We start from the raw sequence: 15,371 nt of genomic DNA on the forward strand, positions 1-15,371 counted from the left end.
GGATAAATCCCCTCGCCACAAAATTGTGTACAGCCAGCCACAGGGTAAGTGGCCGGCAGCGGACCTATGACCGACACTCCACCAGGCTGCGCACCTGCCGGCCCTCGCTCTGATTCTCCTCACTCAACCACTGCTCGAACCCCGCGCCGATGGCCGGCCATTCCGAATCCAGCATCGAGTACCACGCGGTGTCGCGGTTCTGGCCCTTGACCACCATGTGCTGGCGGAACACCCCTTCGAAGGTGAAGCCCAGCCGTTCGGCGGCGTATCTGGAGCGGGCGTTGGCGTTGTTGCACTTCCACTCCAGGCGGCGATAACCCAGGGCGAAAGATTCCTTGGCCAGCAGATAAACCGCCTCGGTGCTTTTCGGTGAGCGCTGCATCGGTGCGCCGAAGGTCACGTGGCCGATCTCGATACGGCCCTGGGCCGGCACGATGGACATCAGGCTGAGAATGCCCTGCACATCGCCGCTGGTACGGTCGATCACGCTGAAGAAATACGGGTCGCTGTTGGCGGCATGGTTGTTCAGCCAGGCATCGAACGCGCCGCGATCCTTGAACGGGCCATAGGGCAAGTAATCCCAGAGCTTCGGGTCGGCGCCGGGGCCTTCGAGGGCTTGCCACAGGCCATCGGCATGACGCGCCGGATCGAGTTTTTCCAGGCGGATGAAACGCCCTTCGATCAGTTGCGTAGACGGTGCCGGGGCACCTTTCCAATCGGCGAGTGAAATCGACATGCTGTGCTCCTTAAAGGGCCTTGCGAAATTGAATGAAACCCGGGCGTTCGGCGATGCGCTCGTAGAGCTGGATCGCCGTGGCGTTGGTTTCGTGGGTCAGCCAGTGCACCTTGCAGCAACCGTCGGCCTTGGCGGTGCGGTAGACGAATTCGATGAGCTGGCGACCGACGCCGGTGCCACGGCATTGTTCCGTCACCAGCAAGTCTTGCAGGTAGCAGGAATTCTCGATGCTCCAGTTCGAACGGTGATAGATGAAGTGCACCAGGCCCACCGCCGTGTCGCCGTTCCAGGCCAGGGCCCCGTGGGTTGGCTCGCGGTCATCGAGCAGGCGTTGCCAGGTGCTCTGGCTCACCGCGTCCGGCAGCTCGGTGTTGTAGAACCGCAGGTAGGCTTGCCACAACGGCAGCCAGGCAGCGTGATCGTCGGCGCTGACGAGACGGATTTCGACTTGGCTCATGTTCACTCCTTGGATGATAGGTCTGGCATCAGGCGTGCGAGCGCCTGGTCCTGTGGATCGGGGCTGGCGGCGAGCCCGTTGCGCACGCCGGCGACATCCGCCGGGCTGCGGTTCTGGTTGAGCTTGCGTTTGCCTTCCAGGCGCTGGATGGGCAAGGCGAAACCGACGATCGCCTTGAGCATGCTGTCGATGTACTCAGCCGGCGCATCATCGATTTTCCAGGGCTGGGCGCGGCCGGTTTCGTGGCGATCGGTGAGGGCGCTGACCAGGTTGCGCAGGCGATGAGGATCGCTGAACACCTCGGCGCGGCCATAGGCGTGTACCGCCAGGTAATTCCAGGTCGGCACGACTTTGCCGTGTTCGGCCTTGCTGGGGTAGAAGCCCGGGCTCACGTAGGCATCGACCCCGCTGAAGACCACCAGGGCTTCGGCGCCGGCTTCCAGGTCGCGCCATTGCGGATTGGCCCGGGCCATGTGCCCGTACAGGCTCCCGTTGGGACCTTGTTGCGGGTCCAGCAACAACGGCAAGTGGCTGGCTTGCAAGCCGTGTTCGCCCTGCGTGATCAATACGGCCAGGCGGCAATCCCCCATCATGCCATGCAGTTGGGGCAGGTCTTCGACGACAAAGGCTTTAGGGTTGTACATGACGATTTTCCTTGGCGAATGCGAGCATCCTAGGCAGGCTATTGGTCTGTTGTAAGAGCCACTTTCAGCCAATTTCACAGGTCCATTTTCGGGAGCTGTCATGAACAACGCCGTGCCGCCACTGTCGTTCAACCCCGCGGGCATCGAGCTCGATCGCCGCCAGGGACTCAGCCGCCAGCTTTACCAGGCCTTACGGGCACGGGTGCTGGACGGGCGCCTGGCGAGCGGCACGCGCCTACCGGCCAGTCGTGACCTGGCGGCGGCCCTGTCGATCTCGCGCAACAGTGTGGTGCGCGCCTACGACCAGCTCTACGCCGAGGGTTTCATCGAAGGGCGGGTCGGTGACGGGACTTATGTGGCGAAACTGTCCTCGACGACGCTGCCGCTGAAAAACATATCCACAAAAGTATCCACAGGGTTTTCAACAGGCTTACCCACAGCCTTATCCACAGATTGGCTCGATTTACCTGTGGGTCCATCCAGTAAAGTTATCCACAGCGATGCGCTGGATCGGGTCGAAAAGCACCATTTGCCCCTGCCGCCCAGTGGCCCACCGAGGGCGTTTCGGGTCGGCATTCCAGCGTTCGATCTGTTCCCCTTCGACGTCTGGGCCAAGCTGAATGCGGCTTTCTGGCGCAAACCGGACCTGCAACAGCTCTGTTATGGCGATTCCCAGGGGGATGCGCGCTTGCGTGGGCTGATCGCCGCATACCTGCGCAGTTCGCGAGGCCTGCACTGCACGGCTGAACAAATTGTGATCACCAGCGGCGCGCAGCAGGGCATCAGCCTTTGTGCACAGTTGCTGGTGGACCCGGGTGACATCGTGGCGGTGGAAAACCCAGGCTATCGCGCCGCCGGGCATGCGTTTGCTGTTGCGGGTGCCGAGGTGAGAGGCGTACCGGTTGATGGCGATGGGTTGAATTGCACGGCACTCGGTGCGTTGAGCCACTGTCGGCTGGCCTACGTCACACCGTCCCATCAATACCCGACCGGGGTGGTCATGAGCCTGGCACGGCGGCTGGAGCTGCTAGCCTGGGCCGAACGCAATGACGGCTGGATCGTCGAGGACGACTACGACGGTGAATACCGCTACAGCGGCGCACCGTTGGCGCCATTGGCCGCGCTGGATCGCCAGGGGCGGGTGCTTTACGTTGGCACGTTCGGCAAAGTCGCGTTTCCGGCCTTGCGCATGGGTTATCTCGTATTGCCGCCTGGCCTGGTCGACGCCTTCGCCCGCCGCCGCGCGGTGGATATGCGTCACTCCGAAGTCAGCACCCAAGCGGTGATGGCCGAGTTCATGGCCGCCGGGCATTTCCAGCGGCACATCAGGCGCATGCGCCGGGCCGCCCTGGCCCGGCGTGACGCGCTGCTGAGCGGCTGGCCGAAGGCGGTTGCGGGCATTGGCGTCATGCCCACGGTGGTGGCCGGGCTGCATGTCACCGTGCCGGTGGACAGCGTTGAACGTGAGTGTGAACTGATAGCGCTAGCGACCAGCGTGGGCGTCGAGATCAATGGCTTGAGTGGTTATTGGCTGCCCACTACAACCTCGTCGCAAGTGCATGCCGGGTTGGTGCTGGGGTTCGCGGCCGTCCCGCCAGCGGCGATAGACATTGCGCTGGCGGGCCTGGCGACAGCCTGGAAAACCTGACGGCTGAAACAGGGCATCTGTGGATGCCCCGGGTTTTCGCCGTTATGACGGTTGTTTGGAAAAAAACACTTCCTTGGCCTGATCCACCGCGATTTCGCTGCGGTAATGCTCGATCAGTTGGCGCTGGTTGAATGTCTGGGTGGATTCGACGCCAATCCGTTGATTGACTTGCTCGGGTGTTCTCAAGCGCGCGGAAACGAACGCATGAGGCGGCACCCAGCTCGTTGAGTAATGGAAATCGGCGAACCAGAGGGTCTTATTGGTTTTCAGGTCTTTGATCTCATACCGGTCGAGATAACCGCGCAGAGGGCCTTTGATGCGTTGCCGATTTTTTTGCTTGGTGATGGAAATCTGGTTTCGGTTCTTGAGCCAGAGAAGGCCGCTCATGGTCGGCGGGCGTTGTTTGATGACATTCAGTACGGTGTCGAAGCTTTCGTCGTGAAGGGTTTTCGAGGCTTTCTTGAGTGCCGTGCGTGTGGATTGCGCCAAACGCTGTTGCTCAGCCGAGAGGTCAACCGTTTCGTTTGACGCATTGTCCAGGCCCTTCGTGATCGCGATGGCGACTTTCTCCATCCGGTTGGCGTGTGCGTTCAGAATCAGTCCGATGCCGGTGGGCGACCGCTCTGGCTTTGTCGTGTATTGCTCGACCTGTGCCTTGAACGCAGCCAATCCGTCGAGCAGAGCCTTGCCCTTGGTGATGCTGGTCGCCAACACCGGGACGGCCAACGGCGTCTCAGTATTCACATGGGGCAGCCACTCGCCGGTTTCCTTGCGATGGAAGGTGGCGATGATTCGATCCGTGAGCGGATGTTTGACATCGAGCCAATCGGTTTCTTCCAGGGTCTTGGTTAAACGGAGTTCGCCACTGACCAGCCCCCAGAAGCGCGCCCGGATGAATTTTTTCCTGGGCCTGGGGCGCGCCTGGTAAGGACCGGCTTCGCTTCGCCGGTTGCTTCTTTCGTCGAGGGCGCGTGCTAAATGGCGCAACGCCCGTTCTTTAAGCTGGCCGATCTGCTTGCCCAGTCGAGTGAGTTCCGTCACACGGACGCTGTCCCTGTATTCCTCGCCCACGTATTGGAGGTGCTCCTGGATGGCCGTGAACTGCTCCGTCAGGCTGCCGAATGCATCGATCTGCTCGTCCAGGCGGATCACGCTTCGTTCATTGATGGCGTCATGCAGGCTTTGAAAAGCGACGGTGGTGTTATCGACAAGCTGGTTGATGTCGGCCCAGCCTTCGGGCAGGTCGTTGAGGCTTTCCAGTGACAGGCAGAGGTGACGATACATGTCCAACTGAATGAGCCGAATCGCATCGCTCTTGTAGGCGGGCATTCTCGCCCGGTGTTTGCGCAGCAGTTCAACACCTTCGCGCCCCACCTTCCTCAGTCTGGAAAAGCGCGTTTCCATGTAATCCAGGCGCTCGATCATATCTTCACCGACCTTGATCATGTTTTCGGCGGCATCAACGTGTGCTTGCTCCACTTGTTCGATGCTCGAGGTGGCCATGTCCACCGCTGTTCTCAGGGCCGGGGTGAATCGCTCCTGCAGGGTGCCTATCTCCTCGAACGTGAAGTTGATCTGCGCGTTCAGGTAACCGAGCCTGGCTCGAGGTGCGTCGGGCCTTGATTGGAAGACGGGCCACTGAATCAAAATCTCCAATGCTTCTTCGTAGCTTTCCCGCTGTGTTTTCAAGGTGCTCAAGTAAGCGTTGCGCCTGGCCTCCCTGGAAGAGTCGGAGGCTTGGTTCATCTCCTTGGCGTTCATGGTCAGCAGCTTCTGGTCCTGGGTTTTGCGTTCCTCGAACCGGTTCAGTTCGGCAAGTAGTTGGGTGCTGAGGCGTTTCGCATCCGCGATGACTTTTCGCCTGACGCCCTTTGACCCACTGCCGCGCAAGCGCAGGCGCGTGTCGATACGCCATTCGCCCTCTGCATCATTGATCAGGGGCGGGCCGGTGCGTGCGGGGTCGTTTTCATCAACGATGGATACCTGCTCGCCCTCCACCGTCACGTTGAACCACTGGTTGGCCATTTTTGCGTACCAGTGCCCTCCCTGCTCGTAGAGCCCCTTGAGCGCGCCTTCTGTCATGGGCTGTTCGGCGTTTTCGGGTTTGTTCACGCTGAAGGATTCAAGCAGCTCGGCGCGTTTGGCGGATTGGTCTGTCAAGGCACCGCTGGAGTGGATGGCGTCATAGTGCTCGGGTGACAGTTTTTTGTTCGTTAGAGGGGCAAGCTTCTCGATCACGAGTTCAGGTTTTGTCGGGCTTGCCGGTTCACGCACGACCTCTGGCGCCTCGGGTCGACGGCTGTCGGCGTTTTCCCTGGCGCGGTCGATGGCGTGAGTCGTGATTGCCATGGCCATGTTCAGCAGCAGGTCGACGAAGGCCTCCCACTTGGCCTGGCGGTTGGAGGCTTCGTCGCTCTGGGTCAACGTTTCAAGGTCGTCCAGAATTTGCCAGAGCCAGGCCGCGGTGCCCACGGCGGTGCCCAGGTAAGGCAGCGCCAGGTTGAGAATCAACCAGCCGGCCTGTTTGAAGGTGGCCCAACGATTTTCGCGGTTGGACACCGATTGCCGGTCGGCCAGCTCGACCAGGGCAGCGGCATTGGCTTTGAACAGCCGCGACAGGAAGTCAGCCCCCAGGGTTTTGTCGCTCAAACCGATGGGCGCGCTATTGAGCCATGACGATACAGGGTCGACCGCAAACTCCACGATGGCCCAGGGTGAAGGCAGGGTGTCCGGGAAAACGAATCGGCTGTAACTGGCGCGTACCCCATCGGGTAGCCACGCCAGGACCGATTGGCGCAAGGAGGCCGTTTGCCGGATGGCGTAGATCAGGTTGCTGAACGACGGGTACTGACACAGCGGCGGCTCAAGCAACGGTCGATAAAGCAGGCAGGGGCCGGCATCCGGATCTTTCGGGCCGATCACGAACATGTTGGTCACGACGTCTGCCGAGGTGCTCAGTGCATGCTTGGATTCGAACGCCAGTGGGCGCAGGACGATGGGCTGCCCATCGACCTGGCGATCGGACTCCTTGGGCTCCATCAGCGCAGCGATATAGCGGTAACCCCGTTCATCGATGTCCCCCAGCCCGCGGATTTTGCTCTCCAGCGCCAGCAGGGGTAACTGGATTCGCAACTGTGAGGTGTACAGGTTTTCGCGCCGGGTTGATTCGGCCGGATCGTCGAGTAGTCGGGTTTTGATCAGCTCGGGATAAACGCGACCGATATCGACTTGGGTGATGAGGTTCTCGATGTAATTGGCCGTCATCCACTTGGGCAATGCACGGCCATTGACAGACCTGAGGGTCTTATCGCCCAAGGGAAGCGCAATCAGGTTTTGCAAGGCCAGTTCAACGAGGCTGAACCGAGTGGTTTGGATTTTGCCGGGGACCACGAAAGTCCCCCAGACGACGGGACTGCGTATCTGGATCTCGATGGCTTCCAAGTCGAGGGTCAAGGCATCGGCGTGGTCCGCCAGCATCTGCTGCTTCAGCCTGTTCAAGGCGTACTGCTTGATGGCGGGGATACCGTCCAGATAGGTCTTGCCGGCATGGGCGCTGCCCAGTGCCGAGAGGTTTTTCAGGTGTTGGGCGAACAGGAATTGATCGGATGTCGACGCGGCCTGCAACCAATCGGGCGTCTGTTTCTCGAACCAGTCCTGGGAAGGGGCGTTACCCCTGTCTGGTCCGTCGTGATCGGCCTGTTCGCTCTCGTCGGCTATCAGGCCTTCCAGATAACCGGGATCCCCGATGACTTTGACCTGCATGGCGATCAGTCCGCAGGCCTTGTGGTCGAAAACATTGCCGTCGGGCTCATACAGCCGCCACTGGATTTTTGTGCGGTTGACAGTGTTCAGATGAGTCGGCAGGGATTGACCCAGCGCGTCTTGTGAATCGAACTTCTCATAACCGTTGCGCAGAGAGTACATAAGGATGACTTCTTTGCCGTCGATCTTTGCGATCAATGCCACGATCGAGTTTTCGTTCACGCGACGGACCGTATCGCCGTCAACTTCATCGATATCGATCAAATAGGCGTGCGTGTCATAGCGGTCATGGTGCTTGCGGTCCTGCAGGTCCGGGTAAAGGAACAATTGCCTGGCCATGTCGCATTCAGTCGCGGTCCAGCCCTGGACCTGGCTGACGTTCCAGATCTTGCGCAGGTTGCTGGAGAGCTCATGCCAACGAGGGCCGGAGGCGCCGAGTGAGGCATTCCAGTACGCCAGTTGTTGTTCCTGGAAAGCGGACGTCATGGCGGGCACCAGTTCGTTGATCAGCAGCCCGATCAGACTGATACGCACCGGCAGGTGCACCTCTGGGACGGTGAGGGGCAGTTGAGTCAGGAAGTGCTGCCCTTCGATCAGCAAGGTCGATTCACTCTCGCCCACGCGCTCGGCCAACATGTCGCTGAGGGATTTATAGCGGGTGGGAAGCTGCACGATGTTGCCGTCGACGACGTCCCAATTAGGCTCGCCGACCACTGTGTTGTGCGGATCAAGGTCCAGCGTCGGGTACATTTTTTTGAGGGCTTGGCGCAGCAGTAGGCTGGCCACTTCCGGGGAGGTAGGCCCCGCGAGCATCTGATTGAGCACCGCATCCCGAAGGCGCGCTTCGGGTGCGGAGCTCGTGGTGGTTGTGACGGTTCTTGTCATTTGGGTTTCCCTGTCTTGTGCAATCCCCGAAACGAGTGCTTCGGGGATTGCATGCTAGGGAGGGGCATGACGGGGAAGGTGGTAACTATGTATACGCCGCCCTGCGGCGCCTCGGTTGTCTGTCACGCATTCACGTATGTTTCTTTTGAAAGAACACCTCCCTGGCCTGGTCCGTGGCAATTTCACTGCGGTAATGGTCGATCAGTTGACGCTGGCTAAACAGCTCGGTGGATTCGGTGGTGATTTCTTGAGCGGCTTGCTCGATTGTTTTCAAGCGCGCTGAAACGAACGCATGGGCGGGCACCCAATTGGTCGTGTAGCGGAAATCCGCGAACCAGAGCGTTCTGTTGGTTTTCCGATCCTTGATCTCATACCTGTCCAGGTAGCCATAGGGCGCTTTTTTGATGCGCTGCCGGCTTTTTTGCTTGGTGATGGAAATCTGGTTGCGGCTTTTAAGCCAGATGATGCCACTCATGGTCGGCGGGCGTTGCTTGATGACATTCAATAAGGTCTCGAATCCCAGCTCATAAAGGGCTTTCGATTGCGTCGTGAGTTGAGTGCGCAAGCGCTCGGCCGATTGCCGTTGTGCTTCAGGAAGCTCCGTCGTTTCGTTTGAAGCAACCCCATTGGCCTGATCGAGCGCCTTTTGAATGGCAGCGCTGACTTTCTCCATCCGGCTCGCGTGGGTGTTGAGGATCATCCCGATACCCGCGGGTGTCTGTCCCGGCTGTTTTGTGGCGAGATCGAACTGTGCCTTGAACGTGTCCAATCCGTTGATCAGGTCGGTGCCCTTCGTGACGCTGATAGCCAGCGCAGGCACTGCGGCCGGCTCGGCGTCGGGCCTCATGTGAGGTATCCATTCGCCGGTTTCCTTGCGATGGAACGTGACGATGATCTCCCCCGTGAACGGGTTCTTCACATCGACCCAATCCGTTTCTTCCATCATTTTCGATAGTCGGGGTTCACCACTGACCAGCCCCCAGAAACGCGCCCTGATAAAGGTTTTTCGAGGCCTGGGGCGTTGCTCGTAAGGAGAGCCTGCGGTTCGCTGGTTGCTTCTTTCATCGAGGGCGGATGCCAGATGACGCAAGGCGCGCTTTACGACCGTGCCGATGCCCTTGTGCAGGCGTGCCAGTTGTGGCGCGCGGACGCTGTCTTTGTATTCGCTACCCAGGTAGCTGAGGTGTTCATCGATGGCCATGAACTGTTCGGCCAGGCTGCCAAAGGCATCGATCTGCTCGTCCAGGCGGATTCTGCTTCGCTCATCGATCGCATCGCGCAGGCTTTGGAAAGCCACTGTGGCACTGTCGGCGACATGGTTGAATGCTTCCCAGGCTTCGGGCACTGACTCGACGCTTTCAAGTGAAAGGCAGAGGTGACGGAACATGTCCAGCTTGATCAGGCGAAGGTCGTCGCCTGTGTAGAGCGGCATCTTTTTACGGTGCTGTCGAACAAATTCGAAGCCCTCGCGCCCGATCTCCTTGAGTTGGGAGAAGCGCGTCTCGACGTAGTCCAGGCGTTCAATCATGTCGTCGCCGACGCTGACCATACTTTCGGCCGCCGCAATGTGCTGTTGCTCCAACACCCGGATCCTGGAGGTGATCATGCTTTTGGCTTTGCTCATGGCCGGGCTAAAGCGTTCTTGCAGTGCTTCCATCTCGGCGAAGGTGAAGTCTACCTGCGCGTTCAGATAGCCGAGCCTGGTACGGGGGTAGTCGGGTCTCGACTGGAAGACGGGCCATTCGATCAGCACCTTCAACGCCTCTTCGTAGCGCTCGCGCTGGGTTTTCAACGCACCGACATACGCATCGCGCAGGGTCTCCCTGGCAGGGCCCGAGGCCTCGTCCATCCGTCTCGATTCCATGGTCAGCAGTTTCTGGCTCTGCGGTTTCTTGGCTTCAAACCGGTTCAGTTCAGTCAGCAGTTCAACCCGGCGATGTTGCGCATCAGCAATGACTTTTTGCCTGACAGTCTTGGAGCTGGGGCCACTCTTACGCAGGCGAGTATCGATGTGCCATTCGCCATTGCGGTCACCCATGAGGAGGGGGCCGGTACGTGTGGGATCTTTCCCATCGACGATAGAGACCTGCTCTTCCTTCAGGCTCACCTTGAACCATTTGCCTGAGATTTTTGCGTACCGCTCCCCATGGTGCTCGTAGAGCCCTTTGAGCGGGCCGTCGGCGAGGGGATTTCCTGCCGCTTCGGGCTCTTTGACGCTGAATGGGTCAAGGAGCGTCATACTTTCTCTCGACCGGCTCATCAAGGCGCCACTGGAGCGAATGTTCTCGTAATGCTCGGCCGGCAGGGCTTTGCTCGTGAGCGTTGCGAGCTCTTGTATAGCCAGTTCATGTTGGGGTTTGAGCAGGCTCTCCAGTTCGCTTATCACCTCCTGTGCTTCCACGCGGCGGCCACGCTTGGTTTCCCTGGCATGGTCCAGGGTGTGGGTAATGAGCGCCAGTGAGAGATTCAGCAGCAGGTCCGCGAACACTTCCCACTTGGCCGGGCGATCGAGCATTTCGTTGTTTTGCGTCAACTTGTCGATATCGTCCAGCATTTGCCAGAGCCAGACCGCGGTGCCCGCGGTGACCCCCAAATAAGGCAATGCCAGGTTGAAAATCAGCCAACCGGCCTGTTTAAAAGTCTCCCAGCGATTTTCGCTGTTGGAGACCGATTGACGGTTGGCCAACTCGACCAGGGCATCGGCATTGGCCTTGAACAACTGTGGCAGGAAATCCACTCCCAGGGTCTTGTCGCTCAAACTGACGGGGCCGCTATTGGCCAATGACGTCAAAGGGGCCGCCACGAACGCTACGATGCTCCAGGGGGATGGCAGGAGGTCCGGGAAAACAAATCGGCCGTAATCGTCACGGACCCCATCGGGCAGCCACGCCAGCACCGATTGGCGTAAGGAAGGTGTTTGCTTGATCGTATACAAAAGGTTGCTGAACGACGGGTATTGGCTCAATTGCGGTTCCAGCATCGGTCGATAGAGCAGGCAAGGGCCGGCGTCCGAGTCCTGGGGGCCGATGATGAACATATTGGTCACGACGTCTTCCGAGTTGCCCACCTGCAGCTCGGGTACGAAGGCCAGTTTGCGCAGGACGATGGTTTTGCCGTCCACCTTGCGATCGGCTTCTTCGGGCTCCATCAGTGCCGCGATGTAGCGGTAGCCCCTTTCGTCCAGATTGCCTTGCCCACGGATCTTGCATTCCAGCGCCAGCATCGGCAGCTGAATGCGTAACTGGGCGGTGTACAAACCTTCGCGCAGCGATGATTCTTCGGGATCGTCGAGCAGCTTTTGCCTGATCAGCTCAGGGTAAACCCGACCGATATCGACGGTGGTGATGAGATCTTCGACGTACTCGACAGTCAGCCACTTGGGTAACGTGTCGTCACCGAGCGATGTGACGGTTTTGTTGCCCACGGGCATTGCAATCAGGTTTTGCAGCGCCAGCTCAACCAGGCTGAACCGGGTGGTGTCGATCCTGCCGGGAACGACGAAACTCCCCCAGACAACGGGACTCCTTATCTCGATCTGGATGTGTTCCAGGTCGAGGCTCGACGCGTCGGTGTGTTCCGATTGCATCTGCTTTTTCAGAGCATCCAACGCATAGTCCTTGATGGAGGGAATGCCGTCCAGGTAGGTTCTGCCGGAGTGGATACTGGTCAATATCGACAGGTTCTTCATGTGCTGGGCGAACAGGATCTGGTCGGATGTCGAGGCAGCCTGCAACCAGTGGGGCACCTGCTTCTTGAACCAGGCCTCGATCGGGTCGTTGTCCTGGTCCTGGCCGCTGGCAGGCGGTTGTCCGGGCTCGTAGGGTGCCCTGATTTTCGCGCCGGAGGCGCCGATGATCTTGATTTGCTCGGCGATCAACCCGCAGGCCTTATGGTCGAAGATGTTGCCGTCGGGCTCATAGAGCCGCCATCGGATGGTCCTGTATCCGCGCGAATCCAGATGAGCTGGGAGCGACTGCCCCAGTGCGTGTTGCGAGCCGAACTTCTCGTAGCCGTTGAGCGTCGAGTACTTGAGGATGACCTCCTGGCTGTCGATTTTGCCGATCAGCACCACGATCGAGTTTTCATTCAAACGTGTCACTTCATCGTCGTTAACGCCGTCGACGTCGATCAGATAAGCGTGGGTGTCAAAACGGTTGTTGTCCTTGCGGCCCTGGCGATCGGGGTAGCGGAACAGGTGCATGGCCATTTCGCATTCAGTCGCGGTCCAGCCCCTGATCTGCCTGACGTCCCAGGCTCTGCGCAATGTACTGGAGAGATCATGCCAGCGTGGGCCGGATTCGCCGACTGAAGCATTCCAGTACGCCAGTTGTTGTTCCTGGCAGGCCGTCAACATGGTGGGTACCAGCTCGTTGATCAGGTTGCCAATCTGGTCGATGCGCACCGGCAAATGCACGTCGGGGGTTGTGAGCGGCAGTTGGGTCAGAAAGTGCAGCCCTTCGATCAGCAGAATGGGTTCTCCTTCGTTCGCGAGCCCCGCCAGCATGTCGCTGAGGGTTTCATAGCGGGTCTGACGCTCCACGATTTCGCCGTCGACAATGTCCCAGTTCGGCTCGCCGACCACGGTGGTATGGGGGTCGAGGTTCAGCGCGGGGTACAGCTTCTTGAGGGCATCGCGCAGGAGTATGGCGGCGACCTCTGGATAGGTGGGGCCCGCAAACAACTGGTTGAGTACCGCGTCCCTGGGGTTGGCATAGGACGTGGCGTTTGTGATCGTTGGGGGTTGTGTCATCTCAGTCTTCCGTCTCGCGATACTTGGAATTCCCGAAGCGAGCGCTTCGGGTTTTCCATGCTAGGAGGGCGTATGACTGGGAAGGTGGTAACTATGTATATGCCGCCTTACATCCCTGCACTTACTGTCCAGACTTGATCCGGGTCCAGGCTCGTGTCCGCGCGCGCTCGGCGTCCCTTGGCAACGGTTGCAAGGTGTAGAGCGTGGCCATCGCCGCCTCTGTCGGGTACAGGTTGGGGTTGTTGCGGATCGCCGGGTCGACCATGTCCGTGGCGTCCTTGTTCGGGTTCGGATAACCGACGAAATCGCTGACTGGCGCGATCACCTTCGGTTGCAGCAGATAGTTGATGAAGGTGTAGGCATCGCCCGGGTTTTTCGCACCTTTGGGGATGGCGAGCATGTCGAACCAGATCGGTGCGCCTTCCTTGGGCAGGCGCATGTCCACCGTCACGCCGTTCTTGGCTTCCTTGGCGCGGTTGGCCGCCTGGGAGAAGCTGCCGGAGTAACCGACGGCCACGCAGATGTCGCCATTGGCGATGTCGGCCATGTACTTGGACGAGTGGAAATAAGTGATGTACGGACGGATCTTCATCAACAGCGCTTCGGCCTTGGCGTAGTCCGCCGGTTTCTTGCTGTTGGGGTCCAGGCCCAAGTGCTGCAGGGCCAGGGGCAGGATCTCGGACGGCGAATCGAGCAATGCCACGCCGCACTGCTTGAGCTTGCTGATGTTCTCTTCCTTGAAGATCAGATCCCAGCTGTCCACCGGTGCGTTGTCACCCAGGGCGGCCTTGATCTTGTCCGGGTTGAAGCCGATCAGGATGGTGCCGTACATGTAGGGCACGGCGAACTTGTTACCCGGGTCGTTGGCTTCGATCAGCTTCATCAGCTTGGGATCGAGGTGGTTCCAGTTCGGTAGCTTGCTGCGGTCCAGGGGCTGGAACACCCCGGCTTCGATCTGCTTGGCCAGGAACACGTTGGACGGCACCACCACGTCATAGCCGGAATTGCCCGTCAGCAGCTTGGCCTCCAGGGCCTCGTTGGTGTCGAAGATGTCGTAGACCAGCTTGACCTGGCTGTTCTGCGCCTTGAAATCGTCCAGGGCCTTGGGCGTGATGTAGTCGAACCAGTTGTAGACGCGCAAGGTGCGCTCCTCGGCCTGGACCGCGCCGCAAAGCAGCGCGGCGCACAGGGCCGGGGCCATTAAACGCTTGAGTCTGTTCATGCTGTTATTCCTCATTGGGCGTTTTGGAAACCTTCAAGAACGTTCACGGCATTGATGCCGATTTCTGCCACCGCATAACCGCCTTCCATCACGAACAGCGTCGGTTTGCCGAGCGCCGCGATGCGCTTGCCCATCGCCAGGTAGTCCGGGCTGTCGAGCTTGAATTGCGAGATCGGGTCGTCCTTGAAAGTGTCCACGCCCAGGGACACGACGATGACATCGGCGTCGTAGCCCTGGATTTGCCCGCAGGCCTGTTCCAGCGCCGCGCTCCAGGTGTCCCAGCCTGAGCCGGCCGGCAAAGGGTAGTTGAAATTGAAGCCCTCACCTTGGCCCTCACCATGCTCATCCGCATAGCCCAGGAAAAACGGAAACTCGGCTTCCGGATGGCCGTGGATCGACGCGAATAACACGTCGCTGCGTTCGTAGAAAATCGATTGGGTGCCGTTGCCGTGGTGGTAATCCACGTCGAGGATCGCGACCTTCTTATGGCCTTGGTCGAGAAAGGCCTGGGCGGCGATGGCGGCGTTGTTCAAGTAGCAATAACCGCCCATCAAATCGCCAGCGGCGTGGTGCCCTGGCGGCCGGCACAACGCAAAGGCACTGCGCGCACCGCGCTGGATATCCGCCTGGGCGGTGAGGGCCACTTGCGCGGCGCTGTAGGCGGCCTGCCACGTGCCGGCGGAAATCGGCGCACCGCCGTCGAAGCTGTAATAGCCGAGCTGGCCGTGCAGGCTTGTCGGGATGACCGTGCGCAGGGTCCGTGCCGGCCAAGTGAAAGGCAGCAAATCGCCGTCGCGCCCATACTCAGCCCAGCGATCCCACGCACCTTTGAAAAACTCCAGGTAGGCCGGGCTGTGGATACGCTGGATCGGTCCCAGGCCAAAATCCTGCGGCGCCTCCACCGGCCCGAGTGCCCGCGCCTTGACCCGCTCCAGCACATGATCGGCCCGGGACGGCATCTCGAAACAGGGCATCAACTGCCCATCCATCAATTCGCAGCGCCCGTGGTGCAGGTGGTGATCGTCCGAGTAAATCGTCAGCATTTTTTGTTCTCCGCAAGGCTGATCCGTTTGAACACAGTCTTGCGGCGCGCGGCGTTTCAGAGAACGGCAGGAGAGGCCAAAAGGGGATCGAAATGGCCAAAAGATTTGACCGTAAATCGCCCCTTGTTGGCGCAGGTGTGCGCGGGGTTGGGGCAGAAGGGCGGCTTTATGCGGCGATTTGTGGAGAGGGAAACTTGCTTCCGCTCGGCGGCGTAGCTGTCGTG

At 59.7% G+C, this 15,371-nt stretch carries 8 protein-coding genes; 1 reads left to right on the top strand and 7 read right to left on the bottom strand.

The features are described 5' to 3' along the window. Nucleotides 1-64: 64 nt before the first annotated feature. The 3 genes from PBDP_RS00565 to PBDP_RS00575 are packed head-to-tail and all read right to left on the bottom strand — an operon-like array spanning nucleotide 65 to nucleotide 1,837. The gene (locus tag PBDP_RS00565; RefSeq protein ID WP_212801685.1) at nucleotides 65-736 is read right to left on the bottom strand and encodes a GNAT family N-acetyltransferase; all 672 of its coding nucleotides are present in this window, start codon (nucleotides 734-736) and stop codon (nucleotides 65-67) included. A gap of 10 nt (nucleotides 737-746) precedes the next feature. Then, nucleotides 747-1,193, bottom strand: a complete 447-nt coding sequence (locus PBDP_RS00570) for a GNAT family N-acetyltransferase (RefSeq protein ID WP_109752930.1) — start codon at nucleotides 1,191-1,193, stop codon at nucleotides 747-749. A gap of 2 nt (nucleotides 1,194-1,195) precedes the next feature. Next, nucleotides 1,196-1,837, bottom strand: a complete 642-nt coding sequence (locus tag PBDP_RS00575; RefSeq protein WP_109752931.1) for an FMN-binding negative transcriptional regulator — start codon at nucleotides 1,835-1,837, stop codon at nucleotides 1,196-1,198. Between the two features lie 100 nt (nucleotides 1,838-1,937). Here PBDP_RS00575 and pdxR point away from each other — a divergent pair, with 100 nt between their 5' ends. Next, nucleotides 1,938-3,485, top strand: coding sequence for a MocR-like pyridoxine biosynthesis transcription factor PdxR (pdxR, locus tag PBDP_RS00580; RefSeq protein ID WP_109752932.1), 1,548 nt, complete (start codon nucleotides 1,938-1,940; stop codon nucleotides 3,483-3,485). A gap of 42 nt (nucleotides 3,486-3,527) precedes the next feature. Here the strand turns inward: pdxR and PBDP_RS00585 are convergent, their stop codons facing one another. From PBDP_RS00585 to PBDP_RS00600, 4 genes are all read right to left on the bottom strand, one after another. Continuing rightward, nucleotides 3,528-8,132, bottom strand: a complete 4,605-nt coding sequence (locus PBDP_RS00585; protein WP_212801686.1) for a dermonecrotic toxin domain-containing protein — start codon at nucleotides 8,130-8,132, stop codon at nucleotides 3,528-3,530. A gap of 130 nt (nucleotides 8,133-8,262) precedes the next feature. Further along, a complete protein-coding gene (locus PBDP_RS00590) occupies nucleotides 8,263-12,882 on the bottom strand; it encodes a dermonecrotic toxin domain-containing protein (protein WP_116833858.1) in 4,620 nt (1,539 codons plus the stop codon). A 121-nt stretch (nucleotides 12,883-13,003) separates the two neighbouring features. Then, nucleotides 13,004-14,104 carry a polyamine ABC transporter substrate-binding protein gene (locus tag PBDP_RS00595; RefSeq protein WP_212801687.1) on the bottom strand — a complete coding sequence of 367 codons (1,101 nt, stop codon included), beginning with the start codon at nucleotides 14,102-14,104 and terminating at the stop codon, nucleotides 13,004-13,006. An 11-nt stretch (nucleotides 14,105-14,115) separates the two neighbouring features. Beyond that, on the bottom strand, nucleotides 14,116-15,147 hold the full coding sequence (locus PBDP_RS00600; RefSeq protein WP_212801688.1) for a histone deacetylase family protein: 1,032 nt from the start codon (nucleotides 15,145-15,147) through the stop codon (nucleotides 14,116-14,118). Between the last annotated feature and the right edge of the window lie 224 nt (nucleotides 15,148-15,371).

The organism is Pseudomonas sp. St290, from assembly GCF_018325805.1.
In the GTDB taxonomy this organism is placed as follows: Bacteria; Pseudomonadota; Gammaproteobacteria; order Pseudomonadales; family Pseudomonadaceae; genus Aquipseudomonas; species Aquipseudomonas bijieensis.